We start from the raw sequence: 24,974 nt of genomic DNA, 5'->3' as shown, positions 1-24,974 counted from the left end.
CTCTCAGTACTTCAGCAGGTTCGCGTCGTCCACCGACGAGGACCTGCGGGTCCGGAAGATGGTCATGATGATCGCCAGGCCCACCACGACCTCCGCCGCGGCCACCACCATCACGAAGAACGCGATGATCTGGCCGTCGAGGTTGCCGTGCATCCGGGCGAACGACACGAACGCCAGGTTGGTGGCGTTGAGCATCAGCTCCACGCACATGAACACCACGATCGCGTTGCGCCGCACCAGGACGCCGACGGCGCCGATGGTGAACAGGATCGCCGAGAGCGCCAGGTAGTGCCCGGGACTCATTCGCCTGCCTTCCCTTCGCTCTCACCGGTCGCGGGACCCGCGCTCCGGAACACCGCGCGCGACTCCGCGTCGGCGTCCTTCACCTCCTCGGTCACCGCCCGGACCGCCGCCACGTCCTCCTCGACGGCCTCCTCCTCGGTCTCGCCGTACAGGTCGGTGTGCCGTTCGATCGTGTCGGTGCGCGCCGCGATGACCGGGTTGAGGGACAGCTCCGAAGGCGTGCCGTCCGGCAGCAGCGCCGGCATGTCCACCGCGTTGTGCCGCGCGTACGTGCCGGGGCCGGGCAGCGGGCCCGGGTGCGCGCCGGTCTTGAACCGCTCGACCGACAGGTCCTTCTGCGTCGGCTTCGGCGTGGTCCGCTCGCGGTGCGCGAGCACCATCGCGCCGAGCGCCGCGGTGATCAGCAGCGCGCTGGTCGCCTCGAAGGCGAACACGTACTTGCTGAACAGCAGCCGCGCCAGCCCGATCACGTTGCCGTCGGCGTTGGCGGTCTTCAGCCCGGCCGAGTCGCCGAGCGCGGCGTTGCCGAGCCCGAGCGCGAGCAGCACGAAGAAGCCGACCGCGATGACCGCCGTCCAGAACCGCTGTCCCCTGATCGTCTCCACCAGCGAGTCGGTGGAGCTGACCCCGACGAGCATCAGCACGAACAGGAACAGCATCAGCACCGCGCCGGTGTAGACGATCACCTGCACGAACGCCAGGAACGGGGCGTTCTGGATCGCGTACAGCGCGGCCAGCGACAGCATCACCGTCGCCAGCAGCAGCGCCGAGTGCACCGCCTTGCGCATGAAGATCATGCCGAGCGCGGCGCACACCGACACGACCGCGAGGACCCAGAAGAAGAACGGCTCGCCGGACTGCTTGTCGGCGACCTGCGCGACGACCGCGCTCCCGGCCAGGACGTGGGCGCTCACTTCGCCTCACCCTTCCCGGGCGCCTCGGCGGCGGACGGCTCGGCGGCCGGCTCCGGCTGGAGGCCGAGGCGGTAGTAGTCCTCCTCGGTCTCGCCGAGCCGCATCGCGTGCGGCGGCGTCTCCATGCCCTCGCGCAGCGGCGCGAGCAGCATGTCCTTGGTGTAGATCAGGCTCTCGCGGTTGTCGTCGGCGAGCTCGTACTCGTTGGTCATCGTGAGCGCCCGCGTCGGGCACGCCTCGATGCACAGCCCGCAGAGGATGCAGCGCAGATAGTTGATCTGGTAGACGCGGCCGTACCGTTCACCGGGCGAGTACCGCTCCTCCTCGGAGTTGTCGGCGCCCTCCACGAAGATGGCGTCGGCCGGGCACGCCCAGGCGCACAGCTCGCAGCCGACGCACTTCTCCAGGCCGTCCGGCCAGCGGTTGAGCTGATGCCGCCCGTGGAAGCGGGGCGCCGTCGGCTTCTTCACCTCGGGGTACTGGACGGTCTCGCTCTTCATGAACATCTGGTGGAACGAGACCCCGAACCCCTTGACCGGGTTCAGGAAGTCAGTGAGTCCCACTGGTGACCTCCTTGCTCGACTCGGGGCGCGCGGCGGCGTCGGCCGGCGTGCGCGGCCCCGGAGGCTCCGCCGGCGCGATGCCGCGCCCGTGGTAGTGCGGCGCGTCCATCGGCGGCACGGGGAAACCGCCCGCCGCGGCGTCCGCGCCACCGGGCGCGCGGCCCGGCGCGATACCCGGGACGATCTCCTTGTCCCCGCCCCCGTCGCCGCCGCCGCGCAGGAACTCCCACGCCAGCGAGCCGACCAGCACGACGGCCGCGGCGACGACGATCCAGATCGTGATCTGCTGGACGTCGTAGCCCTCGTTCTTGAACGCCTTGATCGTGGCGACCAGCAGGATCCAGCCGAGCGAGAACGGCATCAGGATCTTCCAGCCGAGCTTCATCAGCTGGTCGTAGCGGACCCGCGGCAGCGAGCCGCGCAGCCAGATGAAGAAGAAGATGAACAGCCAGATCTTGACCATGAACCACAGCAGCGGCCACCAGCCGTGGTTGGCGCCCTCCCAGACCGTGGAGATCGGGGCGGGCGCGCGCCAGCCGCCGAGGAACATCGTGGTCGCCAGCGCCGACAGCGTGACCAGGTTGACGTACTCCGCCAGGAAGAACATCGCGAACTTCAGCGAGGAGTACTCGGTGTGGAACCCGGCGACCAGTTCGCCCTCGCCCTCGGGCAGGTCGAACGGGATGCGGTTGGACTCGCCCATCATCGTCACGACGTAGACCAGGAACGAGGGCAGCAGCAGCACCACGTACCAGGTGTCGTGCTGGGCGTTCACGATCGAGCTGGTCGACATCGACCCGGCGAACAGGAACACCGCGACGAACGACAGCCCCATCGCGATCTCGTACGAGATCACCTGGGCCGACGCGCGCAGCCCGCCGAGCAGCGAGTACGACGACATCGACGACCAGCCGGCCAGCACGATCCCGTACACGCCCATCGACGACATCGCCAGCACCAGCAGCACCGCCACCGGCAGGTCGGTGCCCTGGAGCGCGGTGTGGTGCCCGAAGACCGACACCGTCGGCCCGAACGGGATGATGATGAACGAGATCAGCGCCGGCACCGCCGACACGATCGGCGCGAGGACGAACACCACCTTGTCCACCTTGCGGGGGACGATGTCCTCCTTCAGCGCCAGCTTCACGCCGTCGGCGAGGCCCTGGAGCAGGCCCTGCGGCCCGGCCCGGTTGGGGCCGACGCGCAGCTGCATCCGGCCGATCACGCGCCGCTCGACCCACATCGTGAGCAGCACCATCACGACGAGGAAGACGAAGATGACCAGCACCTTGCCGCCGATGAGCCACCACGGGTCGTTGCCGAAGCCAGGCAGCGTGGGGTCGTCGGGCGCGGACGCCGCCGCGTGCGCGGGCGCCGCGAGCGCGGGCAGTGCGGGGCTCATGCGGAACCTCCCGAGGAGATCGCGACGACGCTCCCGGCCGTCGCGCCGAGATCGCGGTGCAGGGCGCAGCCCGCGGAGTTCGTCGGCAGCCACACGACCCGGTCGGGCAGGTCCGCGGTGATCTCCAGCGGGAGCGTCACCGCGCCCCGCGGGCCGGTCACCGTGACCGTCCCCGACGCGCCGGCCTCCGCGGCGGTCGCGGCCGACAGCCGCGCCACCGCGGACTTCGCGGTGCCCGCCAGGTACGGCTCGCCGTCCTGCATCCGGCCCCGGTCGAGCAGCAGCCGCCAGGTCGCGACGAGCGCCTCGCCCGCGCCGGGCTGCGGCGCGGCGCCCTGCCCGAAGCTCGGCGGCTGGGGCCGCTCGCCCCGGTACGCGCCGAGCGCGGCCAGCTCGCGCCGCGCGGCCTCCGGGCCGGGCAGGCCGAGGTGCACGTCCAGCTCGTTCGCCAGGGCGTCCAGGACCCGCAGGTCCGAGAGGTTCCCGGCCGACTTCAGCACGGTGTCGAACGGGCGGCCGCGGCCCTCCCAGTCCACGAACGTGCCGGCCTTCTCGGCGACGGCCGCGACGGGCAGCACCACGTCGGCGCGGTCGGTGACCGCGCTCGGCCGCTGCTCCAGGCTGACCACGAACGGCGTCGCGTCCAGCGCCGCCAGCGCCGCCTCGGGGTCGGGCAGGTCGTACGGGTCGACGCCGCCGACCAGCAGCGCGCCGCGCCGTCCGGCCGCCGCCTCGGCGAGGATGCCCTCGGCGTCCCGTCCGGGAACGGCGGGCAGCTCCGCGACGCCCCAGGCGCGGGCCACCTCGGCGCGCGCCTCCGGGTCGGTCGCGGGCCGGCCGATCGGCAGCAGCCCCGGCAGGGCGCCCGCCTCGACCGCGCCGCGCTCCCCGGCCCGGCGCGGCACCCACGCGAGCCGGGCGCCGGTCACCTGCGCGAGCCGGACGACCGACGACAGCGCGCCGGGGCTGGCGGCGAGCCGCTCGCCGACCATGATCACGGCGCCGGGGGTCTCCAGCAGGCCGCGCGGCCCGGACAGCGCCGGGTCGGTCCGGCTGCCGTCCGCGACGAGCGAGCCGAGCACCTCCGCCTCGGCGCCGGGCAGCGCCGGCAGCAGCGTGCCGCCGACCTTCGCCAGGCCCCGCGTCGCGAACGGCGCGACCGCGTGCACCTTCAGGCCCTTCTTGCGGAACGCCTTGCGCAGCCGCAGGAAGACGATCGGCGACTCCTCCTCGGGCTCGAACCCGGCGAGCAGCACGACCGGCGCGTCCTCCAGGTCGGCGTAGGACACCTCGATCGGGCGCCCGGCCACCGCCGCGGCGAGGAACTCCGCCTCCTCCTGCGAGTGCGGCCGGGCGCGGAAGTCGACGTCGTTGGTGCCGAGCGCGATCCGCGCGAACTTGGCGTACGCGTAGGCGTCCTCCAGCGTCACCCGCCCGCCGGTCAGCACGCCGGCGCTGCCGCGCGCGGCCGCGAGCCCGCGCGCCGCGACGGTGAGCGCCTCGGGCCACGACGCGGGCTCCAGCTCGCCGCGCTCGTTGCGGACCAGCGGGTGCGTCAGCCGGTCCGGGTGGGTGCCGTAGGTGAACGCCCACCGGCCCTTGTCGCAGTTCCACTCCTCGTTGACCTGCGGGTCGTCCCCGGCCAGCCGGCGTGTGATCTTCCCGCGCCGGTGGTCGGTGCGCAGCGCGCAGCCGGACGCGCAGTGCTCGCACGTGCTCGGCGCCGACACCAGGTCGAACGGCCGGGACCTGAACCGGTAGGCGGCGCCGGTCAGCGCCCCCACCGGGCAGATCTGCACGGTGTTGCCGGAGAAGTACGACTGGAACGGCTTGCCGTCCGCCGCGCCGACCTGCTCCTTGGCGCCGCGCTCGAACAGGTCGATGAACGCGTCGCCCGCGATCTGGTCGGAGAACCGGGTGCAGCGGGCGCACTGCACGCAGCGCTCCCGGTCGAGCAGCACCTGGCTGGACAGCGGGATCGGCTTCGGGAACGTCCGCTTGGCCTCGGTGAACCGCGACTCGCCCCGCCCGTTCGACATCGCCTGGTTCTGGAGCGGGCACTCGCCGCCCTTGTCGCAGACCGGGCAGTCCAGCGGGTGGTTGATCAGCAGCAGCTCCATCACGCCGTGCTGCGCCTTGTCGGCGACCGGCGAGGTGAGCTGCGTCTTGACCACCATGCCGGGCATCACGGTCGTGGTGCACGACGCCTGCGGCTTCGGCATCCCGCGCCCGTTGCCCGCGTCGGGGATCTCCACCAGGCACTGGCGGCACGCCCCGACCGGGTCGAGCAGCGGATGGTCGCAGAACCGCGGGATCTGGATGCCGAGCAGCTCGGCGGCCCGGATGATCAGCGTGCCCTTCGGCACCTCGATCTCGAACCCGTCGATGGTGACCGCGACCATGTCCTCGCGCCGCTCCACCGCGGCCTTGTCGTCGGTGACCGTCACTCGACACCTCCCCAAAGGGTGGACTTGGCCGGGTCGAACGGACAGCCGCCCAGCTCGAAGTGCTTGAGGTACTCGTCGCGGAACAGCTTGATCGACGAGACCACCGGGCTCGTCGCGCCGTCGCCGAGCGCGCAGAACGAGCGGCCGAGGATGTTGTCGGACAGGTCCAGGAGCGTCTCCAGGTCCTTCTCCTCGCCCTGGCCCGCCTCCAGCCGCTTGAGCATCTGCTTGTACCAGTACGTGCCCTCGCGGCACGGCGTGCACTTGCCGCACGACTCGTGCGCGTAGAACTCCGACCAGCGCAGCACGGCCCGCACCACGCAGGTCGTCTCGTCGAAGATCTGGAGCGCGCGGGTGCCGAGCATCGACCCGGCGCCCGCGACGGACTCGAAGTCCAGCGGGACGTCCAGGTGCTCGTCGGTGAAGATCGGCGTGGACGACCCGCCGGGCGTCCAGAACTTCAGCCGGTGCCCCTCGCGGATCCCGCCCGCCATGTCGAGCAGCTCCCGCAGCGTGATGCCGAGCGGCGCCTCGTACTGGCCGGGGCGCGTGACGTGCCCGGACAGCGAGAAGATCCCGTACCCCTGCGACTTCTCGGTCCCCATCGAGGCGAACCAGTCCGCGCCGTTCGCCACGATCGAGGGAACCGAGGAGATCGACTCGACGTTGTTGATGACGGTGGGACCGCCGTAGAGTCCCGCGACCGCCGGGAAGGGGGGCTTCAGCCTGGGCTGACCGCGGAACCCCTCCAGGGAGTCCAGCAGCGCCGTCTCCTCGCCGCAGATGTACGCCCCCGCGCCGGCGTGCACGACCAGGTCCAGGTCGTAGCCGGTGCCGAGGATGTCCCTGCCGAGGTAGCCGGCCTCGTACGCCTCCGCCACCGCCTGCTGGAGGCGGCGGATGACGTGCAGCACCTCGCCGCGCACGTAGATGAACGCGTGGTTGGACCGGATCGCGAACGAGCTGATGATGACGCCCTCGACCAGCACGTGCGGGTTGGCCATCATCAGCGGGATGTCCTTGCACGTCCCCGGCTCGGACTCGTCGGCGTTGACGACGAGGTAGCGGGGGTTCGGGCTGCTCGGCGGGAGGAAGCCCCACTTCATGCCGGTGGGGAACCCCGCGCCGCCCCGGCCGCGCAGGCCCGAGTCCTTGACGGCCTGGACGATGTCGTCCGGCTCCATGCCGAGCGCCGTGCGCAGGGCCTTGTAGCCGCCCTCGCGCTCGTACGCCGCGCGGGTGAACGAGTCGGGCTGGTCCCAGTTCCTGGTGAGGATCGGAGTGAGAGTCGTCATTGGTTGCGGCCCTCCTGGGAGCCGGGCTTGACGTCGCCGCCGACGGGCTTGCCGGGCTCGTTCGGCGGCGGATCGGTGATCTCGCCGGGCCGGACGGGCTCGTGCGGCTGCTCGCGGTCGGCGTCCGCGGGCGGCGCGGTCCAGCCGCGCTCCTTCGCCAGCTCCAGCCCGCGCAGCGACTCGCGCCCGGCCTGGACGCCCTCGTGCGCGCGGCCGTCGGGGAAGCCCGCGAGCACGCGCGAGGCGTCCTTCCAGCCGCACAGCGACTCCGGCCCCCGCGAAGGAAGCACTTGCTTACCAGCGCGCAGATCGTCGACCAGCCGCTTGGCCTTCTGGGGGTCATGTTGTCGAAGAACTCCCAGTTGACCATCATCACCGGCGCGAAGTCGCAGGCCGCGTTGCACTCGATCCGCTCCAGGCTGACCCGGCCGTCCTCGGTGGCCTCGTCGTGGCCCACCCCGACGTGCTCGGTCAGCTCGTTCCAGATCTGGTCGCCGCCCATGATCGCGCACAGCGTGTTGATGCAGACGCCGACGTGGAACTCGCCGACCGGCGCGCGCTTGTACTGCGTGTAGAACGTCGAGACGCCGGTGACCTGCGCCGGCGTGATGTCGAGCTGCTCGGCGCAGAACTCGATGCCCCGCTCGGTGATGTGCCCGTCCACCGACTGCACCAGGTGCAGCAGCGGCAGCAGCGCCGACCGCGGCTTCGGATACCGCGCGATGATCTCCTTGGCGTCGCGTTCCAGCCCCGCGCGCACCTCGGGCTCGTAGCCCGCCGTCTGCTCGCTCATCGGTCGACACCCCCCATGACCGGGTCGATGCTCGCCACGGCCGCGATGACGTCGGCGACCATGCCGCCCTCCGACATCGCGGGCGCGGCCTGAAGGTTGACGAAGGACGGCTCCCGGAAGTGCACCCGGTACGGGCGCGTCCCGCCGTCGCTGACCAGGTGCGCGCCGAGCTCGCCGCGCGGCGACTCGACCGGCGTGTAGACCTGGCCCGCCGGGACCCGGAAGCCCTCGGTCACCAGCTTGAAGTGGTGGATCAGCGCCTCCATCGAGGTGCCCATGATGTGCGCGATGTGCCGGGGCGAGTTGCCCATGCCGTCCGCGCCGATCGCGAGCTGCGCCGGCCACCCGATCTTCTTGTCCTCGATCATCACCGGGCCCTTGACCGTCTGGAGCCGGTCCACGCACTGCTCGACGATCTTGAGGGACTCCTCCATCTCCGCGACCCGCACCAGGTAGCGCCCGTACACGTCGCAGGTGTCCTGCGTCGGCACCTCGAAGTCGTACGTCTCGTAGCCGCAGTAGGGCTGTGACTTGCGCAGATCCCACGGCAGCCCGGTCGCGCGGAGCACGGGCCCGGTGATCCCGAGCGACATGCAGCCGGTAAGGTCGAGGTAGGCGACGTTCTTGGTCCGGGCCAGGTAGACCGTGTTGTGGTCCATCAGCTTGCGGAGCGCCTGGATGCGCTTCGGCATCCGGTCCAGGTAGTCGCGGACCTTGCTGAGCGCACCGCTCGGCAGGTCCTGGGCGACACCGCCCGGCCGCACGTACGCCATGTTCATCCGCAGCCCCGTGATCTCCTCGAAGAGGTCAAGGGTGTACTCGCGCTCGATGAACCCGTTCAGCATGACCGTCGTCGCGCCGAGTTCGAGGCCGAACGTGGCGATCGCGACCAGATGGGAGGAGATCCGGTTGAGCTCCATCATCATCACGCGGATGATCTGCGCCCGCTCCGGCACCTGCTCGGTGACGCCGAGCAGCTTCTCCACGCCCAGGCAGTACGCCGCCTCGTTGAAGACGGGCGCGAGGTAGTCCATGCGCGTGCAGAACGTGGTGCCCTGCGTCCAGGTGCGGTACTCCATGTTCTTCTCGATGCCGGTGTGCAGGTAGCCGATGCCCACCCGGCACTCGTTCACCGTCTCGCCGTCGAGGGTGAGGATCAGCCGCAGCACCCCGTGCGTGGACGGGTGCTGCGGGCCCATGTTGACGACGAGGCGCTCGTCGCCGGCGTCCTCGGCGCCCGCGACCACCTGGTCCCAGTCCTCGCCGGCGACGTCGAAGACCTTGCCCTCGGCCGCCGCGTCGGCGGCGTACGCGTCGTACTCGGTGTATTTCGTGCTGCTCATTGCCTCGCTCCGCTCGCGGCGCTCACGTGTACGACCTCCGCTCGTCCGGCGGCGGGATCTCCGCTCCGCGGTACTCGACGGGGATGCCGCCGAGGGGGTAGTCCTTGCGCTGCGGATGCCCGACCCAGTCGTCCGGCATCTCGATGCGGGTGAGCGCCGGATGCCCGTCGAACACGATCCCGAAGAAGTCGTAGGTCTCCCGCTCGTGCCAGTCGTTGGTCGGGTAGACCGGCGTCAGCGACGGAACGTGCGGGTCGGCGTCCGGGCAGGCCGTCTCCAGCCGCACCCGCCGGTTGTGCGTGATCGACAGCAGGTGCACGACCGCGTGCAGCTCGGCCCCGGTCTCCTGCGGGTAGTGCACGCCCGACACCCCGGCGCACATCTCGAAGCGCAGCGACGGCTCGTCGCGCATCGTCCGCGCCACCGTGGCCAGGTGCTCGCGCTTGACGAAGAACGTCATCTCGCCGCGGTCCACGACCACGCGCTCGATCGCGTCGCCGTAGTCGGGCAGCGCCCGCTCCAGCTCGTCGGCGATCTCGTCGAACTCGCCCGCCTCGGCCGTCCCGCCGGGCCCGCCGTACGGGCGCGGCGCGGACACCTTCGGGCTCTGCCGGACGACCAGCCGCCCGTACCCGGAGGTGTCGCCGGTGGTCTTGGCGCCGAACATGCCCATCCTGGCGACCGGCTGCTCGCGCCGTTCCTCCTCGGTGTGGGCCGGAAGCTGGTCGGCGCCCTGCTCCGCCTGCTGCTCGGGATTCTGGGAGGTCATCGGCCCGCTCCCGACTGCCCGAGCAGCGGGAGCTGGCGGCGCTTGGCCTCTTCCAGCTCGACGATCTGCGCCTTGCGCTGCGGCCCGAGCTTGGTGTTCTGGATCTTGTCGTGCAGCTTCATGATCGCGTCCAGCAGCATCTCCGGCCGCGGCGGGCAGCCCGGCAGGTAGATGTCCACCGGGACGATGTGGTCGACGCCCTGGACGATCGCGTAGTTGTTGAACATGCCGCCCGACGAGGCGCACACGCCCATCGCGATGACCCACTTGGGCTCGGTCATCTGGTCGTAGATCTGCCGCAGCACCGGCGCCATCTTCTGGCTGACCCGGCCCGCGACGATCATCAGGTCGGCCTGCCGCGGCGTGCCGGACGCCCGCTCCATCCCCCAGCGCGAGAAGTCGTGCCGCGGGTCGCCCGCCGCCATCATCTCCATCGCGCAGCAGGCCAGCCCGAACGTCGCCGGCCACACCGAGCTCTTGCGCGCCCAGCCCGCGACCTGCTCGACCGTCGTCAGCAGGAAGCCGCTGGGGAGCTTCTCCTCTAGACCCATGTCAGTCCCACTCCAGACCACCGCGCCGCCAGATGTAGGCGTACGCCACCAGCACGGTGAGGATGAAAAGGACCATCTCCACCAAACCGAAAATCCCCAGGTGGTTGAAGGCGACCGCCCAGGGATAGAGGAAGATGATCTCGATGTCGAAGACGATGAAGAGCATCGCCGTCAGGTAGTACTTCACCGGGAAGCGCCCGCCGCCCACCGGCTGCGGGGTCGGCTCGATGCCGCACTCGTAGCTGTCCAGCCGCGCCCGGTTCCACCGCTTCGGCCCCGTGAGCGACGCCATCGCCACCGAACCCGCGGCGAAGACGAAGGCGAGCACTCCGAGCACGATGATCGGAACATAGAGATCCATGTCTCTACTGCCTCTCCTCGGTACGTACGACGCTGTACGAGGCGCGCCCGGCCGTGCCGGGGACCGCGCGGGGCGCGGCGCCGCACGGGCGCGCCACGGTGGCGTGACCCTTTACACGTTCGTGACATCTGTCACGAACACGGGTCGCCACCCTAGCCAAGGTGATCAATAGCACTCCCCTCGGGGGGTCGAGACTAAGCTGTATTACCCGCCGACCAGGCACGACGCGCACCGCCCGGCACCGCGGCGGCCCTCTCCGGCAGCACGCCCGACGGACCGTTCCGCCGCTCCTTCAGGCCCGCCTTCACGCCCCGAACGTCCCGGGCGCCGCGTCCACCGCGCTCCTCGGTCCAGGCGCCGCCGCGCCTCATCGGCTCGCTCATGCTGCGGGAGCCACCTTCTGCATGGCGTTGATGAGGCGGTCCATCGCGTCGCCGCCGCGAGGGTCGGTGAGGTTGGCGAGGAGCTTGAGCGTGAAGCGCATGAGGGTGGGGTGCGGCAGGCCGTGCGTGGTCAGGAACTTCATCACGCGCGGGTCGCCGATGGCCTGCACGAACACGCGGGCCAGGGTGAAGTAGCCGCCGTGCTCGTCCTTGAGGATGCGCGGGTACTCGTACAGCGTGCGCTCGCGCTGCGCGGGGGTGCGGCGGCCGAGCGCCTGCACCATGATCTCCGCGGCCAGCCGACCGGACTCCAGCGCGTAGTCGATGCCCTCGCCGTTGAACGGGTTGATCATGCCGCCCGCGTCGCCGACCAGCAGCATGCCGCGGGTGTAGTGCGGCTGGCGGTTGAAGCCCATCGGGAGGGCGGCGCCGCGCACCGGGCCCGTGGCGTGCTCCTCGTCGAACCACCAGTCCTCGGGCATGCTGCCCGTCCAGCCCTTGAGCATCCCGCGGTAGTCGACGCTCTGGAACGCCTTGCTGGTGTTGAGCAGGCCGAGGCCGACGTTGCAGGTGCCGTCGGCGACGGGGAAGACCCAGCCGTACCCGGGGAGCAGGCGCTGCCCGTCCCACAGTTCGAGCCACGCCTCCATGTACTCGTCGGTGTAGCGGGGGCTGCGGTAGTAGCGGCGGACGGCGACGCCCATCGGGCGGTCCTCGCGGCGGCGCAGGCCCATGGCCAGGGACAGCCGGGTCGAGTTGCCGTCGGCGGCGACGACGAGCGGCGCGTGGTACTCGACGTCCTCGCCCGCGTACTTGGCGGTGACGCCGACGATGCGGTCGGTGCGCTCGTCCAGGATGGGGCCGGTGACGTTGCAGCCCTGGAGCAGCCGGGCGCCCGCCTTCGCGGCGTGCTCGGCGAGGAGCTGGTCGAAGTCCATCCGGGTGCGCACGAGGCCGAAGTCGGGGAAGCTCGCGAGCTCCGGCCACGGCAGCTCGATCTTGACGCCGCCGCCGTAGATGCGCAGGCCCTTGTTGCGCGCCCAGCCGGGCGCGTCGAGGTCGACGCCCATGCCGATCAGCGCGCGGACGGCGCGCGGGGTGAGCCCGTCACCGCAGATCTTGTCGCGCGGGAACGTGGCCTTCTCCAGCAGCAGCACGTCGAGACCGGCGTGCGCCAGCCAGTAGGCGGTCGATGCCCCGGCGGGGCCGGCCCCGACGACGATGACGTCTGCCTGTCGGGTGGAGTCGGTCACAGCGTGCCTCTTTAGCTCGTTCGCTTGTGAAGTACTTCACAAGGTTCCGGTGGGGAGTCTATTCCTTCGCGGCGGCCCGTGGGTACCTCTCGGCCGCCTCGGTTTTGGACCGGTCCGAAACCCGGGTTTACCGGTTCGGGCCGTTCAGCCGGGGTTGACGGCGTGGTGGAGCGCCGCAACACCGAAGGTCAGGTCGCGCCATCGCACCGCGGTCCACCCCGCGGACTGGATCAGCCGGGCCAGCTCCGCCTGCTCGGGCCAGGCGAGCGTGGACTCGGCGAGATAACGGTAGGAGTCGGGGTTGGAGGAGACCCGCGCCAGCAGCGGCAGCCCGTACCGGAGATGCGCCTTGTGGCCGAGCGCGAGCAGCGTGTTCGGCGGGTGACTGACCTCACACACCAGCAGCCGGCCGCCGGGCTTGGCGACCCGGCGCAGCTCGCGCAGCGCGAGGCCGGTGTCGGCGACGTTGCGCAGGCCGAACGAGATCGTCACCGCGTCGAACGAGCCGTCCGCGAACGGCAGCCGCAGGGCGTCGCCCGCCGCGAAGCTCAGGTGGGGGACGCCCGCCTGCCTGCGCACGCCGACGCGCAGCATCCCGAGCGAGAAGTCGCAGGCCACCGTGTCGGCCCCCGCCTCGGCGAACGGGACGGACGAGGTGCCCGTCCCCGCGGCGAGGTCGAGGATCCGCTCGCCGGGCCTCGCGTCGAGGGCCCGGACGACCTGCCTGCGCCAGCGCCGGTCCTGTCCACCGGTCATCAGGCTGTTCAGCAGGTCGTAGCGTTCGGCGGTGCCGTCGAACATCGCCGCGACGTCGGCGGGCTGCTTGTCGAGAGAGGCGCGGGTCATGGCACCACCCTAAGAGGCCGCGCCACCGCCCCCGCACGGGCCCTGGTCAGGACGCGGGCGGGTGCGTTCGCCGGAGGGTCAGGCGTCCTCTTTGGTGCGCGCGCGCTGGAACATGTGCCTGCGCTGCTGGAGGCCGGAGGCGACGACGGACGACATCCTGTCGCGCTGGGCGGACAGCAGCACGAAGCTGACGACGCCGCTGATCAGCAGGGCGAGCAGGAGCAGCAGCACGCCGCGGGCTCCGAACAGCGCGAGCACGCCCGCGGTGACGACGAAGATCAGCACGCGGGCGGCGGTGTAGAGCATTACTGAGCGCATGACTCTTCGAGGGTACCCCGGCCCCTCCGCGCCGCCGTTCCGGGTCCCGGCCTGCGCGTTCGCGCGCCGGCGCGGCGTTACCCGAGGACGTCCAGGAAGAGGGCCGGGTCGACGTTGCCGCCGGACAGGACGGAGACATAGGCGTCACCGGCCGGCAGCTCGTCCTTGCGGAAGAGGTACGCGGCGGTGGCGACGGCGCCGGCGGGCTCGGCGATGAGGCGGGCCTCGCGGACGAGCCGGCGCATGGCGAGGCGGATCTCGTCCTCGGTCACGGTGACGAAGCCGTCCACCAGCTCGCGGATGTGCGCGAACGTGAGGTCGCCGACCCGCTGCACGCGCAGGGCGTCGGCGACGGTGCGGCCGGTCTCCTCGGCCTTCCAGCCGACCGGGCGGCCCGCGCGGAACGACTCGCGCGCGTCGGCGGCCAGCTCGGGCTCCACGCCGATGACCTTCGCCCCGGGCCGTACGGCCTTGACGGCGGCGGCGACCCCGGAGACCAGGCCCCCGCCGCCGACCGGGACGAGCACCACGTCCACGTCCGGCAGGTCCTGGACGATCTCCAGGCCGACGGTGCCCTGCCCGGCGATGACCCGCGCGTCGTCGAACGGCGGGACGAGCGTGAAGCCGTGCGCGGCGGCGAGCTTCTCGGCGGTCTCGGTGCGGGCGTCCATCGACGGCTCGACGTAGACGATCTCGGCGCCGAGCGCCATGCAGGCGTCGACCTTCACGCCGGGCGTGGTGTGCGGGATGACGAGGACGGCCGGGACGCCGAGCGCGCGGGCGGTGTGGGCGACGGCCTGGGCGTGGTTGCCGCTGGAGTGCGTGACGACGCCGCGCGAGCGGTCCCGCTCGGGGACGGCGCTGATCGCCGCGTACGCCCCGCGCAGCTTGAACGCGCCGACCGGCTGGAGCGACTCGGCCTTGATCCGCAGGGCCGGGTCGGGCGGGAACGGGACGAGGGGCGTGCGGAGCGCGACGCCCTCCAGGCGTCCGGCGGCCCGCTCGATCTCCCCCGGGGTCACAAGATCGGCCATGTCCCGGAGACTATTCGTTCGCCCGCGGGGGCGTTAACGAGCGGGTCAACGGTGCGTACCGGCTGGTACACGGCGGGTCCATCGAGATCACCGTGACGGCTGTGCTCCATGTCACGTTTACTTCCCGTCATCTGGCCAGTTCAGGTGACTACAGAGCGTGATGTTTTGCGAAAACAAGGGAGAAATCGGTCTTGAACCGCCACACTGTAAACAGTCCACCCGCGCCGAGAGCGGGACAAAGGGGGAGAGAAAACGTGGAGAGCACGAGCGAGCGCCTGCTGACTCCAGGAGAGGTGGCCGCCCTCTTCCGGGTCGATCCGAAGACGGTGACGCGCTGGGCCGCGGCAGGCCGGATCAGCAGCATCCGCACTCCCGGAGGCCACCGCCGCTTCCGCGAGTCCGAAGTGCACGCGCTGCTGCGCGGCGAGGAGCCCGTACCCGAGCATTCGGTGCGCTGACCGGGCCGCCGCCCGGCCGGCGCCGGCCGGCCCGCAGCCCCGGGCGGCCGCCCGTCAGCCCTGGTCCTCCGCCCCGCCGGCCTTGAACTCCTCGAACGCGCGGAGCAGATCCTCGTCCCCGTCCCGCCACCGGCGCCGCTTCTCCTCCAGCTCATCCTCGGTCAGCGACTGGCCGAGCAGCCGGTCGTAGTCGGGATCACCGGGACCGATCTCCACGTACGCGTCGGCGATGATCCGTCCCTCGCCCTTCGAGGAGTCGGCGAGGACGCTGTGGGGAACCCGGAGCGTGCCATCGGGGAGCCGGATCACGTACATCGTCGATCACCTTCGATGTTGGCCTTCAGATTCCGAATCTGCGGTTGAAGAAGAGCATGACCTCAAGGGCGGTCCTGATGTTGCCGGCGAGCATATCGACCAATGCCGGGCGTTGCCGGGCGGAAATGGCGGCGAACGCGTCGGCGAAGAACTCGCGGCGGCCGAGCGCGTCCGGCTGCCGGTGGAAGTCGCTCGACAGGTAGGGGCGGCACTGCTCGTACAGCTCCCGGAACGCGGGGCTGTCGGAGGTCCAGGCGCCGCCCTCGCCGTCGATGTCGTCGAGCGCGTGCCCGACCTCGTGCATCATCACGTCCGGGGTCGGCGACGGCCGGTCCCCGACGATGATCTTGCCGTTGCCGTAGGCGCCCGCGCAGATGTCCCAGGTCGCCCGCCCGGACGGCAGCGGCCGGTCGCGCAGGTGCCCCATGTCGTCCAGCGCGGGGACGCCGCCGGGCCCCACGTAGATGCCGTCGAGCCCGCTCGCGAGCTTCTCCTTGAGCCGTCCGGGCAGCGCGGCGAGGCTCTCCACCGCGCGGATCACCTCGGCCGTCGGCGGGCCCTGCCGCGCGTCCCACTGCCGGTGCAGGATCCGTTCCAGCACGCCGCAGTGCCTGCGCCCGTCGGCCGCGTGCGGCGTGCCCGGCGCGTGGGGCCGCGCCCGCGGCGGCTCGTCGTCGAGCTCGAAGTCGCTCCAGGAGTACTCGGACGGGGCCGCGTGCCGTCCGCGCCGCCTGCCGTACCGCCCCTCCGGAACGGCCTCGGGGGCGTCGGCCCGCACGGTGAAGTCGTCGTCGCGCCCCGCCTTGCGGAACCGCCCGAACCGGTCCCTCGGCTGGTTGCCGCGCGGCCGGACCTGCCGCGGCTCGGGCCCCTGTCCCGCGTCCGGGGGCGAGGGCGCGTACGCGGTGTCCCTGAACTCCCGGGGCTTGCGGTGGACGCCTTTGAAGCGCATCGGGCTCCTCTGTCAGCGGGCCCTCGGTCACGGCAAGCGTCTGGGCCCCCGAGGCAGGGTAAGCCGGAACCCGACACGCCGTCATCCCCGCCGGTCACGCACTACCCTCGGGACATGGCGTATGCCCTGCTCGCCCTCGTCCTGGTCGGGATCTGGCTCTTCTGCCTCCTCGACGTCCTCACGACGGACGAGACGCTGGTGCGGTACCTGCCGAAGTTCGCGTGGTTCCTGCTCGTCCTGCTCGGCTTCCTCGCGGGCGCGTTCGCGTGGCTCGCCCTCGGCCGCCCCCGCCGCCGCGTCGTCGCCCACCAGGAGGCCCTCCAGCGCCAGGCCCCCGGCCCCATCCCCCGAGGCGCCCCCCGAGGCCCCGACGACGATGACGACTTCCTCCGCGAACTGGACCGCCGCCTCAACGACGACGAATGAGCGAACCCCGGGACCGTCGGACGGTCCCGGGGTTCGGCGTCTGGCGTACGGCGTACGGCGGCTCAGGCGTAGGAGTGGAGGCCGGAGAACATGTAGTTGACGCCGAAGAAGTTGAACAGGAGCGCGGCGAACGCGACGAGGGAGAGGATGGCGGCCTTGCGGCCCTTCCAGCCGGCCGTCGCGCGGGCGTGCAGGTAGGCGGCGTAGATGATCCAGGTGACGAACGACCAGATCTCCTTGGGGTCCCAGCCCCAGTAGCGGCCCCACGCCTCGTCCGCCCAGATCGCGCCCATGATGATCGCGGCCGTCCAGATCGGGAACGCGAACATGGTGACGCGGAGCGCGAGCCGGTCGAGGGCCTCGGAGGACGGGACGCGCGCCAGGAAGCCGGCGTCGTCCTCGGACGGGGCAGGACCCCCGGCGGCGGCGATCTTGGCCTCCTGCCGGGCCTTGAGGACGTACAGGATGGTGGACGCGCCGGCGACGGTGAACGAGCCCGTCGCGATGATCGCGGCGGTGACGTGGATGGCGATCCAGTACGAGTTGAGCGCCGGGACGACCGGGCCCACCGAGTTGTAGAGCCAGATGTTGGCGACGCCGAGCGCGACGACGGCCGCGAGCATGACGAACGCGCCGAGGAAGCGGGCCTTGTAGCGCCACAGCACCACGAGGTAGGCGGTCACGGCGGCGAACGCGATGGCGGTCAGGAACTCGTACATGTTGGCCCACGGCCAGCGGTCGGCGGCGAGGCCGCGCGACACGAGGACGCCGAGGTGCGCGCCCCAGCCGAGCACGTTCAGCAGGACGGCGAGCCGCACCCAGTCGGCCTTGGGCCGCTCGGCGGGGGCGTCCTGCGGCCCGGAGGGCGGGGCGTCGGCGACGGGTTCGCCGTCGGTCCCGACCAGCACCCTGGCCTCGGCCGGGGCCTCCACGGCGGCGCGGCGGCGCCGGCCGAAGCCGAGATCGGCCGCGTAGGCGACCATGGCGACGATGTAGAGCACGACTGTGCTCAGCATGAGCTTGTCGCTCAGGTTCGCGAGGTCGGCACTGCTCACCCGCGTCACTCCTTCGGTTCGGTCGCCGACCCGGTCCCGGGCTCGGCGTCGGCGCGCTCGGCGGCGCCGGGGCCGGCGTCCGCTCCGTCCTCGTCGGCGTCCGCGGCGGGCGCCTTCCCGGCGTCGCGCGGCCCGCGCAGGGCGGTCACGATGTCGTCGAACTCCGCGGTCGGATGCCCGAGCGTGAGCCCGCCCACCTGCACCACGGTACGCCCGCCCTTCCCGGCGCTCGCACGGACCCACACCCTGCGGCGCCGGACGGCGAACGAGGCGGCCACGCCGACGACCGCGAGGATGGCCGCGATCAGCGCCGGGATCCGCCCCGGGTCGTGGTTGATCGACAGGCTCGTCCACTGCTTGAGCCCGTCGAAGGTGATCGAGCCCGCCCCGCCGGGGAGCGTGAACGTCTCGCCGGGCTTGAGCAGCTTCTGCCCGCCCTTGATCGGCTGGAGGGTCTTGCCGATGCCCTCCAGCTTGTAGACCGACTGCGGGGCGCCGGAGTCGAGGCCGATGTCGCCCTTGAACGAGGAGACCGTCACGACCGGGCGCAGCGCGTCGGGGAACGCCGAGACGATCTGCTTGCCGTCCCCGCTCGCGACCGCGGTCGGCCACAGGATCGCGTAGAACGCGAGCTGCTCGGGCGCGGCGTCCGGGGCCTTGATCACGCCCTCGGAGGTGTAGGTGCGGGTCTCCATCGGCAGGAACGGCACCGAGTCCTGGTAGGCGACCTGGCCCTTGGCGTCGCGGACGGTGAACGTCGGCGCGTAGCCGTGGTTGATCAGGTAGATCTTCGCGCCGCCCGCCTTGAGCGGGTGGTTGACCTTGAGGTCGTACCTGCGCTCGGGCGAGTCGGGGCTGTCGCGGTAGCGGAGCCGGGCCTGGAAGTCGGTGGCCTGCCCGCGCTTGTCACCGCTGACCTCGTACTTGGCGGAGAACTTGTCGAGGCTGATCGAGAACGGCGCCATCTCGTCGGTGTCGAACGCCCGGCCGGGCGTGAACTGGTCGTAGTGGCTCAGCGCGTTCGCGAACGTCCTGCCCTCGGTGACCACCACGTTGCCGCGGTAGCCGAACAGGTTGCCCATGCCGAGCGCGAACAGCAGCGCGAGCAGCGCGAGGTGGAAGACCAGGTTGCCGGTCTCGCCGAGGTAGCCCTTCTCGGACGCGACGGCGTCGCCCTCCGCGTCCACGCGGAACCGGCGCTTGCGCAGCAGCGCGCGGGCCTCGGCGAGCACCTCCTCCGGGGAGGCGTCGGTCTCGTACGACTCCGACTGCGGGAGCCGGCCGAGGTTGCGGGGCGCGGCCGGCGGCCGGGCCCGCATCGACCTGTAGTGCTTGACGGCGCGCGGGAGGACGCAGCCCGCCAGCGACACGAACAGCAGGATGTAGATCGCCGCGAACCACGGCGCGGCGAACACGTCGAACAGCGACAGCCGGTCGAACCACGGCGCGACGGTCTTGTGGTCGGCGAAGTAGGCGGCGACCTTCTCGGGCGCCTGGCCGCGCTGCGGCAGGATCGAGCCGGGCACCGCGCCGAGCGCGACCAGGAACAGCAGGATCAGCGCCGTGCGCATCGTGGTGAGCTGGCGCCAGCCCCAGCGCAGCCAGCCGAACGGGCCGATGCCCCGCGGCCGGGACGGCGGGGACTCCCCCGGCGCCTGCCGCGCGGCGGGCGCCCGCGTCGCGGCGGCCTCGTCGGCGTCGATCTCGGTGTCCTGTGTGTTCGTCATCTCAAATAACCGGTTCGAAGCCGCTGATCCACGACCTCATCTGGATGGTCAGATCGCCCCACAGGCCGCTCACCAGCAGCACCCCGATGAGGACCAGCATGCCGCCGCCGATCCGCATGACCAGCGGATAGTGCCGCTTCACCGCGCCGAACGCGCCGAGCGCCCGCCGGTAGGCCACCGCCGTGATCAGGAACGGGACCCCGAGGCCGAGGCAGTACGCCAACGACAGTAGTGCCCCGCGGCCGGCGCTCGCCTCGGTGATCGCGAGGCCCTGCACCGCGCCGAGCGTCGGCCCGATGCACGGCGTCCAGCCGAGCCCGAACAGCACGCCGAGCAGCGGCGCCCCGGCGAGCCCCGCCGCGGGCGCCTTCCCGGACTTCATGGTCCGTTGCAGGCCGGGGACGAAGCCCATGAACGCCAGCCCGAACACGATCACCATCACGCCGAGGACGCGGGTGATCGTGTCCTGGTACTCCAGCAGCCACCGGCCGAGCCCGCCGAAGACCACGCCGTAGCTGACGAACACGACGCTGAACCCGAGGACGAACAGCGCGACGCCCCCGACGAGCCGTCCGCGCCGCTGCTCGGCGAGGTCGGCGCCCGTCATGCCCGTCACGTACGACAGGTAGCCCGGCACGAGCGGCAGCACGCACGGCGACACGAACGAGACCAGCCCGGCGAGCGCCGCCAGCGGCGCCGCCGCCAGCAGCGAGCCGCTGGTGACGGTCTGGTCGACGCTGGCGAGGGCGGTCACTTTTCCGCGAGGGCCTTCTCCACGAGCGGGTTGAGCTTGGAGTACGTCGTCGCGCCGATGATGCGGACGGCGACCCTGCCCTGCCGGTCGAGGATCAGCGTGCTCGGGATGGCGCTCGGCGGCACCTCGCGGAACGCGAGCGTGATGCGGCCGTCGGCGTCGTACAGGCTCGGGTAGCTCACCTTGAACTTGCGCTCGAACGCCTTGGCGTTCTCCTTGCTGTCCTTGAAGTTGACGCCGAGGAACTCGGCGCCCTTGGCCTTGGTGCCGGCCGCGACCTGTTCGAGGGACGGGGCCTCGCCGCGGCACGGGGCGCACCAGGACGCCCAGAAGTTGACGACGGTGACCTTGCCCTTGCGGTCGGCGAGCCGGATCCGGTCGCCGTTGACGGCGTCGCCGGAGACCTCCTGGACCGTCTTGCGCGAGCCGGCCTTGAACTGCGTGACGCCGCCGTCGCCCTCGATGAAGCGGTTGTCGTCGCCGCCCGGCCCGGACTGCGAGGCGTTCGTCCCGGCGCAGCCGGCGAGCAGCCCGCACAGCGCGCCGGCGGCGGCGACGGCGCGCGCGGGGGTGATTCGGGGGCTCAACGGACCCTCCTACTACAAGACGTAGTACATAACTTAGCGGGCACTTCAGGCGCCCGCCACACCGGTCCCCTCGCCGAGCCCGGAGGCCGGCTCGGCGTAGGCGACCTCGACCAGCCGGCTGCCCTCGAAGGACAGGCTCGTGACGCTCGCCAGGCCGCACTCGCGGCGGCGCGGGTGGTGCCAGAGGCGGCGGTGCTCGGCGTGCAGCCGCAGCGTCCAGATCGGGAGCTGGTGGCTGACGCACACCGCCTCGTGCCCGCGCGCGGCCTCCCGCGCGGCGATCACCGCGGCGCGCATCCGGGCGGCCAGCTCCTTGTACGGCTCGCCCCACGACGGCTTGAACGGGTTGACCAGGTAGCGCCAGTGCTCGGGGCGGCGCAGCGACCCGGCGCCCGCGCCGAACGTCAGGCCCTCGAAGTGGTTGCCCGCCTCGATCAGCCGGTCGTCCACGGTCACCGGCAGGTCGAACGTGTCGACCAGCGGAGCGGCCGTCTCCAGGGCCCGCTGCATCGGCGAGGAGAACAGCGCGGTGACGTCCCGGTCGGCGAACCATCTCGCCGCGGCCTTGGCCATGAGGATCCCGTCCTCACTGAGCCGGTATCCGGGCAGCCTGCCGTACAGGACGCCCTCGGGATTGTGCACCTCGCCGTGCCGCAGCACGTGAACGATCGTCTTGTCAGTCATGGCGTGGTCAGGTTACCCGCGCCGTCACGTGCGGTGGATCACCGCGTGCCCGGCTCGTCCCAGGTGTGGCGCTCCAGGAACGAGCGGCCGTCCGTCGCGTACTCCTCGAAGGCGCTCCGGACGTCGTCGAGGGAGGTCGCATGGGTGCGGTAGAGGCGGCCGCGGGCGCTGTCCTTGTATTCGAGCTCGTACCCGCCGTCCTCCGGGGAGACCTGGAGGAAATGGCTGCCGAACACGACCAGCGCGGCGAACGGGTTGGCCGGGCCCAGGCGTCCGAGGACGTCCCGCACGAGCGGCAGGTCGGGATCGACGACGATCATGCCGTCGCCGGTGTGGAGCTGCATCCCGTCGTACGCGCCGTTCGGCCCTGGGTTGTGGACGAGGCCGCGGAACGGGTCGTGGCAGACGAGCCCGTGCGCCTTCGCCAGGACGTACACCTCGGTGGAGATCTGGTCGGCGTGGTCGGGCTCCATGCGCACGCGCGCGTAGCGTCCGCCGCCGTGGACGGCCACGTCGGCGTCGGGCCGCAGCTTCGCCAGTTCGGCCGCGAACGCCTCGACGGCCGGATGCGGCTCGGCCGCGCCCGGATCGGTCGCGGCGGCCCGTTCGGCGGTGATCGGGGCGGGCTCGTGCCAGACGGCCAGCTCGAACGTCATGCCCCCATCCTCCCAGGTCACTGCCGGGCCGAGGCCACGTAGGCGGCGATCCGGGCGGCGACCCGGTCCAGGTCGGCCTCCGCGATCGCGGTCTTGCGGGTCGCCCGGACGAACCACCAGGTGAGCGCGGCCGTGCAGAGGTCTCGCTTGTCCCAGGGCACCGCGCACGCGATCGGGGACGGCACGCCGTCCTTGCCCATCGTCGCCAGCGTCACCGCCACGCGCGGCGACGGGGGGATCCGCGCGCCGCTGTCGGGCGGCCCGGTGCCCAGCATCGTCCGGACGCCCGGGACGCCGCTCGGCACGTTCACCCGCCTGGTCAGGGTGGACGGCGAGCAGTCGCGGCCGGCCTCCGGCGCGCCGGGGAAGTAGAGGCAGACGGCGATCCCGATCCCGCCGAGCGAGTTCTGGAACACGTTGCTGACCACGCCGGTCCGCGCGTCGCCGACGTCGGTGCTGCCGCCGGACGCGCCGAGCGAGCCCCGGCACGCGGCGTCCGCGGGCCCGATCATGAACTGGTCCTGGCCGCTGTGGTAGACCGCCGCGCCCGGCGGCAGCCTGACCTGCGGCGGCAGCCGTACGGACGCGGGCTTGGCCGGGGCCGCACCGTCTCGCCCGAGGGCCCGGTCGTCCGGCACGAGGAGATCGCCGACACGGTCGTGGCGGCGGGCGCGGACGACCGGCTCGCGGTCGAGCGCGGGCCCGGGTCCGACCCCGTGACCTGCGTCACCGTGAACGCTCCGCCCGCGACGACCACGGCCGTGCCGGTCGCGACCGCCGCCATCCCGCCGCCGCTGGTGACGAACGCCTTGACGCCCCCGGCCGCGGCCACCTTCCCGGCCCCGGCCGCGTGCCCCGCCGCCAGCCCCACCGAGCCCGCCGAGCCGCCCGCTCCGGCGCCCGCAGCTCCCGGGAGGATCCAGGCGGCCAGCGGGAACAGGGCGGCCAGGGCCGCGGCGGACGCGGCGACGGCGCGGACGCCGCGCGACTCCCAGTCCTCCCCGTACGCCCGCCGCGCGGCCTGCTCCAGCTCGTCCACGAACGCCGCCGCGCCTGCGGGCCGTTCGCCCGGGTCCTTGGCCATCCCGCTCGCGACCAGCGCCCGCAGCGGCTCGGGAACGGCCTCGACGGGGATCGGGCCGGTCAGGTGGGCGTTCATCAGCGCGGCGCGGCCGGACAGGGCGTACGGCCGCCGCCCGCTCACGCACTCCACGAACACGCAGGTCGCCGCGTACACGTCGGACGCGGGCGTGGCGACGTGCTCGGACCACTGCTCGGGGCCATGTAGTACGGGGTCCCGGCGCCGCCCGCGTCCGCCCCGGCGGGCGTGGCGATGCCGAAGTCGACGAGCTTGCTGCGCCCGTCCGCGGGGACGACGACGTTGGCGGGCTTGAAGTCGCGGTGCACGACGCCGAGGGCGTGCGCGGCGGCGAGCCCCAGCAGCGAGCCCTTGAGGACGGTGAGGGACGCCTCGGGGCCGAGCGCGCCCTCGCGTTCGAGGATCTCCTTGAGGGAGACGCCGTCCACGGCCTCCATCACGATCGCGACGCCCTCGGGCGCCTCCACGAGCCGGAACAGGCGGGCGACGTGGGGGCTGTCGGCCCGCCCGAGCATCCGGGCCTCGTGGCGCAGCCGTTCGCGCTCGGCCTCGCCCGCGCCGGGCCGGACGTACTTGATCGCGACCGGGGCGCCGGACGGCTCGTGCCGGGCGAGCACGACCCGGCCCTGCGCGCCCTCCCCGAGCCGCCGCACCTCCGTGAACCCCGCGACCCGCCACTCCGCCACCGGTCTCCGCCTCCGCGACCATCGACAAACTCCAGCAACCCAACCAAACCATTACAGGCCGGGCGCGGCCGGGCAGAGGCCGGGCGCGCGTCAGACCGCGGAGCGCAGGGCCGTGACGGCGGCGCGGATGGCGGGACGCCTCGCGGCCTCCTCGCGCCAGACGGCGTAGACCCGGCGGGACAGGGGCTCCTTCAGCGGGACGACCACCACGCCGGGCGGGACGTCGCAGCGGCCGAGCCGGGGCAGGATGATGTTGCCGAGCCCCGCCGCGACGAGGGAGAGCTGCGTCGCGAACTCGTACGCCTGGTGGTCGATGCGGGGCTCGCTGTCGACGGCCCGCAGGGTGCGCATCAGCCAGTCGCAGCAGATGCTGTCGGGCGAGGAGCTGATCCAGGGGTCCCCGGCCAGCTCCTTGAGCGCGACCTCGTCGCGTCCGGCCAGCGGGTGGTCGGGCGGCAGGACGACGTCGGCCACGTCGTCGCAGATGACGCCCTTCTGGAGGCCGTCCGGGAGCGGGAGCGGCTCGTTGTTCCAGTCCTGGACGACGGCCATGTCGAGGTCGCCGCGGGACACCAGCGGCATGCTGCGCAGCGGGTCCTCCTCGCGGAGCAGGACGCGCAGGTCGGGGTGGTCGGCGTTCAGGCGGCGCAGCGAGGCGGGGACGAGCCCGCGCATCGCCGTCGGGAACGCGGCGAGGGTGAGCTGCCCGACGACCGAGCCGCGGTGCGCCTCCAGGTCGGACTGGGCCTGCTCGACCAGCGACAGGATCCGCTCCGCGTGCGCGACGAGCAGCTCGGCGGCGTCGGTGAGGCGGACGCCGCGGCCGTTGCGCTCCAGGAGCTTCTGGCCGGTCTCGCGCTCCAGCTTGGCGAGCTGCTGCGACACGGCGGAGGTGGTCACGTGGAGGACGTCGGCGGCGGCGCTGACCGACCCGTAGGTCGCCACCGAGTGCAGGGCGCGCAGCCGTTCCAGATCCAGCATGAAGCAACTCTAAAACCAT

28 protein-coding genes and 1 pseudogene are annotated in these 24,974 nt (G+C 72.2%); 2 read left to right on the top strand and 27 right to left on the bottom strand.

From position 1 onward, the window contains the following. Window positions 1-3: 3 nt before the first annotated feature. The 15 genes and pseudogenes from nuoK to GEV43_RS18215 form a co-directional block, all read right to left on the bottom strand. The gene (gene nuoK / locus GEV43_RS18285) at window positions 4-303 is read right to left on the bottom strand and encodes an NADH-quinone oxidoreductase subunit NuoK (RefSeq protein ID WP_160821744.1); all 300 of its coding nucleotides are present in this window, start codon (window positions 301-303) and stop codon (window positions 4-6) included. After that, a complete protein-coding gene (locus GEV43_RS18280) occupies window positions 300-1,217 on the bottom strand; it encodes an NADH-quinone oxidoreductase subunit J (RefSeq protein ID WP_375539049.1) in 918 nt (305 codons plus the stop codon). The genes nuoK and GEV43_RS18280 overlap by 4 nt, the downstream gene beginning before the upstream one ends. Continuing rightward, entirely contained in the window at window positions 1,214-1,723 is a 510-nt protein-coding gene (nuoI, locus tag GEV43_RS18275; RefSeq protein ID WP_241683634.1) for an NADH-quinone oxidoreductase subunit NuoI, read from the bottom strand. Before nuoI ends, GEV43_RS18280 begins: the two co-directional genes overlap by 4 nt. A 43-nt stretch (window positions 1,724-1,766) precedes the next feature. Continuing rightward, entirely contained in the window at window positions 1,767-3,182 is a 1,416-nt protein-coding gene (gene nuoH, locus GEV43_RS18270) for an NADH-quinone oxidoreductase subunit NuoH (protein ID WP_160821742.1), read from the bottom strand. Then, window positions 3,179-5,584: an NADH-quinone oxidoreductase subunit G gene (locus GEV43_RS18265; protein WP_175250618.1), complete on the bottom strand. Its 2,406-nt coding sequence runs from the start codon at window positions 5,582-5,584 to the stop codon at window positions 3,179-3,181. Before GEV43_RS18265 ends, nuoH begins: the two co-directional genes overlap by 4 nt. A 41-nt stretch (window positions 5,585-5,625) precedes the next feature. Further along, window positions 5,626-6,924, bottom strand: coding sequence for an NADH-quinone oxidoreductase subunit NuoF (gene nuoF, locus GEV43_RS18260; RefSeq protein WP_160821740.1), 1,299 nt, complete (start codon window positions 6,922-6,924; stop codon window positions 5,626-5,628). Further along, window positions 6,921-7,717 (bottom strand): annotated as a pseudogene (gene nuoE / locus GEV43_RS18255) (NADH-quinone oxidoreductase subunit NuoE). Before nuoE ends, nuoF begins: the two are co-directional and overlap by 4 nt. Then, window positions 7,714-9,060: an NADH-quinone oxidoreductase subunit D gene (locus GEV43_RS18250; RefSeq protein ID WP_160821739.1), complete on the bottom strand. Its 1,347-nt coding sequence runs from the start codon at window positions 9,058-9,060 to the stop codon at window positions 7,714-7,716. The pseudogene nuoE and the gene GEV43_RS18250 overlap by 4 nt, the downstream one beginning before the upstream one ends. A gap of 22 nt (window positions 9,061-9,082) precedes the next feature. Further along, window positions 9,083-9,829, bottom strand: coding sequence for an NADH-quinone oxidoreductase subunit C (locus GEV43_RS18245; RefSeq protein ID WP_160821738.1), 747 nt, complete (start codon window positions 9,827-9,829; stop codon window positions 9,083-9,085). Beyond that, on the bottom strand, window positions 9,826-10,380 hold the full coding sequence (locus GEV43_RS18240) for an NADH-quinone oxidoreductase subunit B family protein (RefSeq protein ID WP_160821737.1): 555 nt from the start codon (window positions 10,378-10,380) through the stop codon (window positions 9,826-9,828). The genes GEV43_RS18245 and GEV43_RS18240 overlap by 4 nt, the downstream gene beginning before the upstream one ends. Before the next feature lies 1 nt (window position 10,381). Then, window positions 10,382-10,741 carry an NADH-quinone oxidoreductase subunit A gene (locus GEV43_RS18235; protein ID WP_160821736.1) on the bottom strand — a complete coding sequence of 120 codons (360 nt, stop codon included), beginning with the start codon at window positions 10,739-10,741 and terminating at the stop codon, window positions 10,382-10,384. A 379-nt stretch (window positions 10,742-11,120) separates the two neighbouring features. Then, window positions 11,121-12,377 (bottom strand): geranylgeranyl reductase family protein, encoded by a 1,257-nt coding sequence (locus tag GEV43_RS18230; RefSeq protein ID WP_160821735.1) that lies wholly within the window; start codon window positions 12,375-12,377, stop codon window positions 11,121-11,123. A 144-nt stretch (window positions 12,378-12,521) separates the two neighbouring features. Further along, window positions 12,522-13,223: a demethylmenaquinone methyltransferase gene (locus GEV43_RS18225; protein WP_160821734.1), complete on the bottom strand. Its 702-nt coding sequence runs from the start codon at window positions 13,221-13,223 to the stop codon at window positions 12,522-12,524. A gap of 78 nt (window positions 13,224-13,301) precedes the next feature. Continuing rightward, window positions 13,302-13,541 (bottom strand): DUF4229 domain-containing protein, encoded by a 240-nt coding sequence (locus GEV43_RS18220; protein ID WP_160821733.1) that lies wholly within the window; start codon window positions 13,539-13,541, stop codon window positions 13,302-13,304. Window positions 13,542-13,618: 77 nt separating this feature from the next. Next, window positions 13,619-14,575 (bottom strand): threonine/serine dehydratase, encoded by a 957-nt coding sequence (locus GEV43_RS18215; protein WP_160821732.1) that lies wholly within the window; start codon window positions 14,573-14,575, stop codon window positions 13,619-13,621. A 254-nt stretch (window positions 14,576-14,829) separates the two neighbouring features. Here GEV43_RS18215 and GEV43_RS18210 point away from each other — a divergent pair, with 254 nt between their 5' ends. Beyond that, window positions 14,830-15,033, top strand: a complete 204-nt coding sequence (locus GEV43_RS18210; RefSeq protein WP_160821731.1) for a BldC family transcriptional regulator — start codon at window positions 14,830-14,832, stop codon at window positions 15,031-15,033. 54 nt (window positions 15,034-15,087) lie between these two features. Here GEV43_RS18210 and GEV43_RS18205 read toward each other — a convergent pair whose 3' ends face one another. Beyond that, window positions 15,088-15,348 (bottom strand): hypothetical protein, encoded by a 261-nt coding sequence (locus GEV43_RS18205; protein ID WP_160821730.1) that lies wholly within the window; start codon window positions 15,346-15,348, stop codon window positions 15,088-15,090. Between the two features lie 25 nt (window positions 15,349-15,373). Further along, window positions 15,374-16,300, bottom strand: a complete 927-nt coding sequence (locus tag GEV43_RS18200) for a hypothetical protein (protein ID WP_160821729.1) — start codon at window positions 16,298-16,300, stop codon at window positions 15,374-15,376. 114 nt (window positions 16,301-16,414) lie between these two features. Between GEV43_RS18200 and GEV43_RS18195 the strand changes: the two genes are divergently transcribed. Next, window positions 16,415-16,726, top strand: a complete 312-nt coding sequence (locus tag GEV43_RS18195; RefSeq protein ID WP_160821728.1) for a PLDc N-terminal domain-containing protein — start codon at window positions 16,415-16,417, stop codon at window positions 16,724-16,726. Window positions 16,727-16,788: 62 nt separating this feature from the next. On the opposite strand, the gene ccsB is transcribed toward GEV43_RS18195, so the two are convergent. From ccsB to GEV43_RS18145, 10 genes are all read right to left on the bottom strand, one after another. Then, window positions 16,789-17,781 (bottom strand): c-type cytochrome biogenesis protein CcsB, encoded by a 993-nt coding sequence (gene ccsB, locus GEV43_RS18190; RefSeq protein ID WP_309239697.1) that lies wholly within the window; start codon window positions 17,779-17,781, stop codon window positions 16,789-16,791. Window positions 17,782-17,786: 5 nt separating this feature from the next. Further along, entirely contained in the window at window positions 17,787-19,508 is a 1,722-nt protein-coding gene (locus GEV43_RS18185) for a cytochrome c biogenesis protein ResB (RefSeq protein WP_160821727.1), read from the bottom strand. A gap of 1 nt (window position 19,509) precedes the next feature. Continuing rightward, complete coding sequence (locus GEV43_RS18180) at window positions 19,510-20,262, bottom strand: cytochrome c biogenesis protein CcdA (protein WP_160821726.1); 753 nt, start codon at window positions 20,260-20,262, stop codon at window positions 19,510-19,512. Beyond that, window positions 20,259-20,849 carry a TlpA disulfide reductase family protein gene (locus tag GEV43_RS18175; RefSeq protein ID WP_160821725.1) on the bottom strand — a complete coding sequence of 197 codons (591 nt, stop codon included), beginning with the start codon at window positions 20,847-20,849 and terminating at the stop codon, window positions 20,259-20,261. Before GEV43_RS18175 ends, GEV43_RS18180 begins: the two co-directional genes overlap by 4 nt. Window positions 20,850-20,894: 45 nt before the next feature. Then, window positions 20,895-21,533: a histidine phosphatase family protein gene (locus GEV43_RS18170; protein WP_160821724.1), complete on the bottom strand. Its 639-nt coding sequence runs from the start codon at window positions 21,531-21,533 to the stop codon at window positions 20,895-20,897. Window positions 21,534-21,571: 38 nt separating this feature from the next. Then, entirely contained in the window at window positions 21,572-22,189 is a 618-nt protein-coding gene (locus tag GEV43_RS18165) for a hypothetical protein (protein ID WP_160821723.1), read from the bottom strand. Between the two features lie 17 nt (window positions 22,190-22,206). Continuing rightward, window positions 22,207-22,701 (bottom strand): hypothetical protein, encoded by a 495-nt coding sequence (locus GEV43_RS18160; RefSeq protein ID WP_160821722.1) that lies wholly within the window; start codon window positions 22,699-22,701, stop codon window positions 22,207-22,209. After that, on the bottom strand, window positions 22,698-23,393 hold the full coding sequence (locus tag GEV43_RS18155; RefSeq protein WP_160821721.1) for a hypothetical protein: 696 nt from the start codon (window positions 23,391-23,393) through the stop codon (window positions 22,698-22,700). The genes GEV43_RS18160 and GEV43_RS18155 overlap by 4 nt, the downstream gene beginning before the upstream one ends. Further along, window positions 23,390-23,974 (bottom strand): protein kinase, encoded by a 585-nt coding sequence (locus GEV43_RS18150; RefSeq protein ID WP_160821720.1) that lies wholly within the window; start codon window positions 23,972-23,974, stop codon window positions 23,390-23,392. Before GEV43_RS18150 ends, GEV43_RS18155 begins: the two co-directional genes overlap by 4 nt. A gap of 90 nt (window positions 23,975-24,064) precedes the next feature. After that, the gene (locus tag GEV43_RS18145; protein ID WP_160821719.1) at window positions 24,065-24,955 is read right to left on the bottom strand and encodes a LysR family transcriptional regulator; all 891 of its coding nucleotides are present in this window, start codon (window positions 24,953-24,955) and stop codon (window positions 24,065-24,067) included. Window positions 24,956-24,974 lie beyond the last annotated feature (19 nt).

It is taken from the genome of Actinomadura sp. J1-007 (genome assembly GCF_009793335.1).
Lineage (GTDB): Bacteria > Actinomycetota > Actinomycetes > Streptosporangiales > Streptosporangiaceae > Spirillospora > Spirillospora yumaensis.
This window is presented reverse-complemented; position numbering and strand designations above follow the sequence as displayed.

Bases quoted from the DNA above. Each gene is read 5' to 3' on its own strand.
- nuoK (WP_160821744.1), bottom strand. From the start codon at position 303: ATGAGTCCCGGGCACTACCTGGCGCTCTCGGCGATCCTGTTCACCATC.
- nuoI (WP_241683634.1), bottom strand. From the start codon at position 1,723: ATGTTCATGAAGAGCGAGACCGTCCAGTACCCCGAGGTGAAGAAGCCG.
- nuoH (WP_160821742.1), bottom strand. From the start codon at position 3,182: ATGAGCCCCGCACTGCCCGCGCTCGCGGCGCCCGCGCACGCGGCGGCG.
- GEV43_RS18265 (WP_175250618.1), bottom strand. From the start codon at position 5,584: ATGGTCGCGGTCACCATCGACGGGTTCGAGATCGAGGTGCCGAAGGGC.
- nuoF (WP_160821740.1), bottom strand. From the start codon at position 6,924: ATGACGACTCTCACTCCGATCCTCACCAGGAACTGGGACCAGCCCGAC.
- GEV43_RS18250 (WP_160821739.1), bottom strand. From the start codon at position 9,060: ATGAGCAGCACGAAATACACCGAGTACGACGCGTACGCCGCCGACGCG.
- GEV43_RS18245 (WP_160821738.1), bottom strand. From the start codon at position 9,829: ATGACCTCCCAGAATCCCGAGCAGCAGGCGGAGCAGGGCGCCGACCAG.
- GEV43_RS18240 (WP_160821737.1), bottom strand. From the start codon at position 10,380: ATGGGTCTAGAGGAGAAGCTCCCCAGCGGCTTCCTGCTGACGACGGTC.
- GEV43_RS18235 (WP_160821736.1), bottom strand. From the start codon at position 10,741: ATGGATCTCTATGTTCCGATCATCGTGCTCGGAGTGCTCGCCTTCGTC.
- GEV43_RS18225 (WP_160821734.1), bottom strand. From the start codon at position 13,223: ATGACCCGCGCCTCTCTCGACAAGCAGCCCGCCGACGTCGCGGCGATG.
- GEV43_RS18220 (WP_160821733.1), bottom strand. From the start codon at position 13,541: ATGCGCTCAGTAATGCTCTACACCGCCGCCCGCGTGCTGATCTTCGTC.
- GEV43_RS18215 (WP_160821732.1), bottom strand. From the start codon at position 14,575: ATGGCCGATCTTGTGACCCCGGGGGAGATCGAGCGGGCCGCCGGACGC.
- GEV43_RS18205 (WP_160821730.1), bottom strand. From the start codon at position 15,348: ATGTACGTGATCCGGCTCCCCGATGGCACGCTCCGGGTTCCCCACAGC.
- GEV43_RS18200 (WP_160821729.1), bottom strand. From the start codon at position 16,300: ATGCGCTTCAAAGGCGTCCACCGCAAGCCCCGGGAGTTCAGGGACACC.
- GEV43_RS18195 (WP_160821728.1), top strand. From the start codon at position 16,415: ATGGCGTATGCCCTGCTCGCCCTCGTCCTGGTCGGGATCTGGCTCTTC.
- GEV43_RS18185 (WP_160821727.1), bottom strand. From the start codon at position 19,508: ATGACGAACACACAGGACACCGAGATCGACGCCGACGAGGCCGCCGCG.
- GEV43_RS18170 (WP_160821724.1), bottom strand. From the start codon at position 21,533: ATGACTGACAAGACGATCGTTCACGTGCTGCGGCACGGCGAGGTGCAC.
- GEV43_RS18165 (WP_160821723.1), bottom strand. From the start codon at position 22,189: ATGACGTTCGAGCTGGCCGTCTGGCACGAGCCCGCCCCGATCACCGCC.
- GEV43_RS18160 (WP_160821722.1), bottom strand. From the start codon at position 22,701: ATGATCGGGCCCGCGGACGCCGCGTGCCGGGGCTCGCTCGGCGCGTCC.
- GEV43_RS18145 (WP_160821719.1), bottom strand. From the start codon at position 24,955: ATGCTGGATCTGGAACGGCTGCGCGCCCTGCACTCGGTGGCGACCTAC.